2 protein-coding genes and 1 pseudogene are annotated in these 2,950 nt (G+C 71.2%); 2 read left to right on the top strand and 1 reads right to left on the bottom strand.

Annotated elements, in window-relative coordinates; translation table 11 throughout:
- Window positions 1-628: 628 nt before the first annotated feature.
- The gene (locus CM1CMNOD_RS05090; RefSeq protein ID WP_013872590.1) at window positions 629-886 is read left to right on the top strand and encodes a helix-turn-helix domain-containing protein; all 258 of its coding nucleotides are present in this window, start codon (window positions 629-631) and stop codon (window positions 884-886) included.
- A gap of 85 nt (window positions 887-971) precedes the next feature.
- Here CM1CMNOD_RS05090 and CM1CMNOD_RS05085 read toward each other — a convergent pair whose 3' ends face one another.
- Window positions 972-1,544 carry a hypothetical protein gene (locus tag CM1CMNOD_RS05085; RefSeq protein ID WP_013872589.1) on the bottom strand — a complete coding sequence of 191 codons (573 nt, stop codon included), beginning with the start codon at window positions 1,542-1,544 and terminating at the stop codon, window positions 972-974.
- Window positions 1,545-2,194: 650 nt separating this feature from the next.
- On the opposite strand from CM1CMNOD_RS05085, the pseudogene CM1CMNOD_RS05080 reads away from it, so the two are divergent.
- Window positions 2,195-2,950: pseudogene (locus CM1CMNOD_RS05080) on the top strand (LysM peptidoglycan-binding domain-containing protein); the annotation flags it as partial.

Below are 2,950 nucleotides of genomic sequence, written 5' to 3'. Positions count from 1 at the left end.
GCGAACCGGGTGACGGACATGTCCGGCGCACACCCTGATCGCTGAGGGTACGTGGTCCGCGACGGCGCCTGTGGACGAGGGCCCACCAAACCGGCGGATCCGAGCCGGCGAGCCCATTCTCTCCCAATCATCACCACCTCTTCCGATCACCACTTCCCGATCGACACGCTCCGATCGGCGACCCACGTCACCACTTAACGATCATCGCGTCCGGGCTGTGCCACCCCGGGCCGCTGCCTCCGGACCGCTGCCTCCGGACCGTCGTGCTCGGGTGTGTCATGCCTGAGGGCCGCCCGTCCCTCGGCCCCCGGCCGGCGCGCCGGACCCCTCGCGAAGGTCTTCGAACGTGCCGTTCGACGGGCCGCGGTAACGGCCCGTGCCGGCCTTCTCGGCGAGGCCTGCGTTCCGGATCGCCGCCGTTCGCCGCCGTAGCGCCCGACAGCACGACCTGAATCCGTTGACGGGCCGCAGCCGGGGCCCGCCGGCGCCGTGGCGGTGGGGCCGGGAGTCCTGGCACCCAAGGCGAACAGCACCTGTTATCCACAAGCGGAGGCATTCACAGGCGATTTGGACCTGCGACTCTGATACACAGGAGACACGACCCATCCATCGCCAGGGAGACAGGCCGATGAACGAGCGTTTCCTTCAGCTCAGCGATGTGGCGGAGATCCTCAACATCTCGTCGAGCCAGACGTACGCGCTGGTCCGCTCGGGTGAACTCCCCGCCATAAAGATCGGCGGACGCGGACAGTGGCGAGTCGAACGCAGCGAGCTCGAGGCATACATCCAGCGGGCATACGAGCAGACCCGCGCATTCGTGCTCGCCAACCCCCTTGGCCGCGGCGAGACGCTGCCGGACGAGGAGTTCCCCGGCCTGCGCGGCTGACCGGGGCGAAAGCGGGCCGGTCGGGCAGCCCGGACCGGTTCTTCGGCCCGGGAGCACCAGCGGTTCTTTCTGGAACAGCAGCGGCTCAGACGGTCCGACGGACGAACCCGATCGCGGCCAGTGGAATGGTCCGCACCGCGCGTACCGACCGCGCCCTGCGGAACTCGTCGTCCAGGTGCTCGGCCACTTCGACGAAGTCCGCCCCGACCCGGTCGACCGTGCCCCGCACCGGTGTGCCGTCCGCCAGTACGACCGCGCACGACGAACGGTCCCGCGCCACGCCCCGCAGGACATAGCGCAGATCCAGCCGGACCGCCAACGGACCCTCGTGGCCGGGATGCGCCGACAGCGCGGCCAGGCCGTGCACCCACAGGACACGGTGCAGCGGCACCAGCACCTCGTGGGCCGCCGGCTCCCGCAGGAGCATCCAGTCCACCCCCAGCGCGATGAGCTGCCCGGTCAGGACGTTGTCGGACTCCCGCCCGACAACCTGGACACCCAGCCGCAACGACGAGCCGATCGCCGGCCGCAGCCGGTCGATCAGACGCAGGTACGCGGCCTCGCGCCGGCTCCTGTCGATGAGCTCGGCGTCGAGCTCGGCCGCCTCGGCCGCCTCCCACTGCATCTCAAGATCGGCAAAAAGCGCCTCCCAGCGCACCCGTCCCCTCCCCCTTCACTCCCGGACGCTGCCGTGAGCCCTGGCCCCTGTGGCGGGCTCGGGTCCGGCCGCGGGCTCCGGTCGACCGCGGAACGCCCGGACGGCAACCGCCACAGCGGCACATCCGAACACGCGGCGCGGCAACGCCGGATACGACCCGGAACGCCAGCCATGTAACCATGCGTAGCCGCACGGGTGACAACACCCGTCGGCGGGCGCCAGCCATCGAAGAAGATCGACGCAGACGCGTCGCCGGGTACGCGCGCCTGGCCGAAAAGCGTGCGCAACGACAAGCCCATCTGGATCACGCCCCGCGGGGCTGGTCACGAACGGTGTCCGCACCACATGACCGGCGCCCCAGCAGGCTGGCACGGACCGCTCCGGCGTGTCCAGCCAGCGGGAGCGGGCGTGTGACGATCACCGGACGCGGGTGCGCGACGATCGTGACAGACGCCGGCCGCGGGCGCCGTCGGACCCGTGGACAGCGAACAAGCCATCCAACCGAGGTTGACATCAACTCTTCTGGGGATTACACAAGCAAACAGACTCAAACGAAGCATTTCGACGATCAACTAGGCCAATGAGCCAACGGCGATGTGATCATTTTTGCGCTGCCGGCGGATCAGGCCCCGAGCCACTGGGAGTTGCCGATGCCAGCCGTCCGGCGCATGCTCGTCTTCCTGACGGGAGCGGCCGCCGCGACGGCACTGACGATCATCCTGATCATGGTCGGGCCGGGACGGGCGGATCTCCCGTCCGGCTTCTCGGCGGTGCCCGACTGGGTCACGGCCGATCCCGAGCACGCGCTCACGACCGTTGTCGGCCTCGCCGCGTGGGCCTGCCTGCTGTGGCTGTGCGCGGGGTTCGTCCTGGCCGCGCTGGCCGCGCTGCCGGGCAGCGGCGGGCGGGCGGCGGCCGCCGCTGCCCGGCGCATCCTCCCCCAGGCCCTGCGCCACATCGTTGAGGTGGCGCTCGGCGTCACCCTCGCGGCGGGGACCGCCGCCCCGGCACTGGCAGCGAGCCCGGCGGCGGCCACCGGACCAGCCGCCGTCACCGTCACCGTCACCGCCACGACGCCCTCGACCAGTTGGCCGGACCTCGACCCGACGTTGACGGCGAGCCCGCCGGCAGCTGCCGGACCAGTCGCCGTCACGGCCAGTGCCACGCCCTCGCCATCCTCGACCAGCTGGCCGGACCTTGACCCGTCCGGCTTCGCCACCCCGTCCACGACATCCGCGGACGCGCCAGGCCCGCCCACGCAACCGCCAGGCCCGTCCGCACAACCGCCAGATCCGGTACCAGCCGGCTCTCCGGCGCGGCCACCGGTCACCACCACAACGTCTCCCTCAAACCCGGCCACCCTCACGGCCCCGACCCGCCCCGCGGCCCCGCCGGCACGGCATATC

Source organism: Protofrankia symbiont of Coriaria myrtifolia, assembly GCF_900634755.1.
In the GTDB taxonomy this organism is placed as follows: domain Bacteria; phylum Actinomycetota; class Actinomycetes; order Frankiales; family Frankiaceae; genus Protofrankia; species Protofrankia coriariae.
This window is presented reverse-complemented; position numbering and strand designations above follow the sequence as displayed.

What these genes read in the sequence shown, in the direction of transcription:
- CM1CMNOD_RS05090 (WP_013872590.1), top strand. Translation starts at nt 629, where the DNA reads ATGAACGAGCGTTTCCTTCAGCTCAGCGATGTGGCGGAGATCCTCAAC.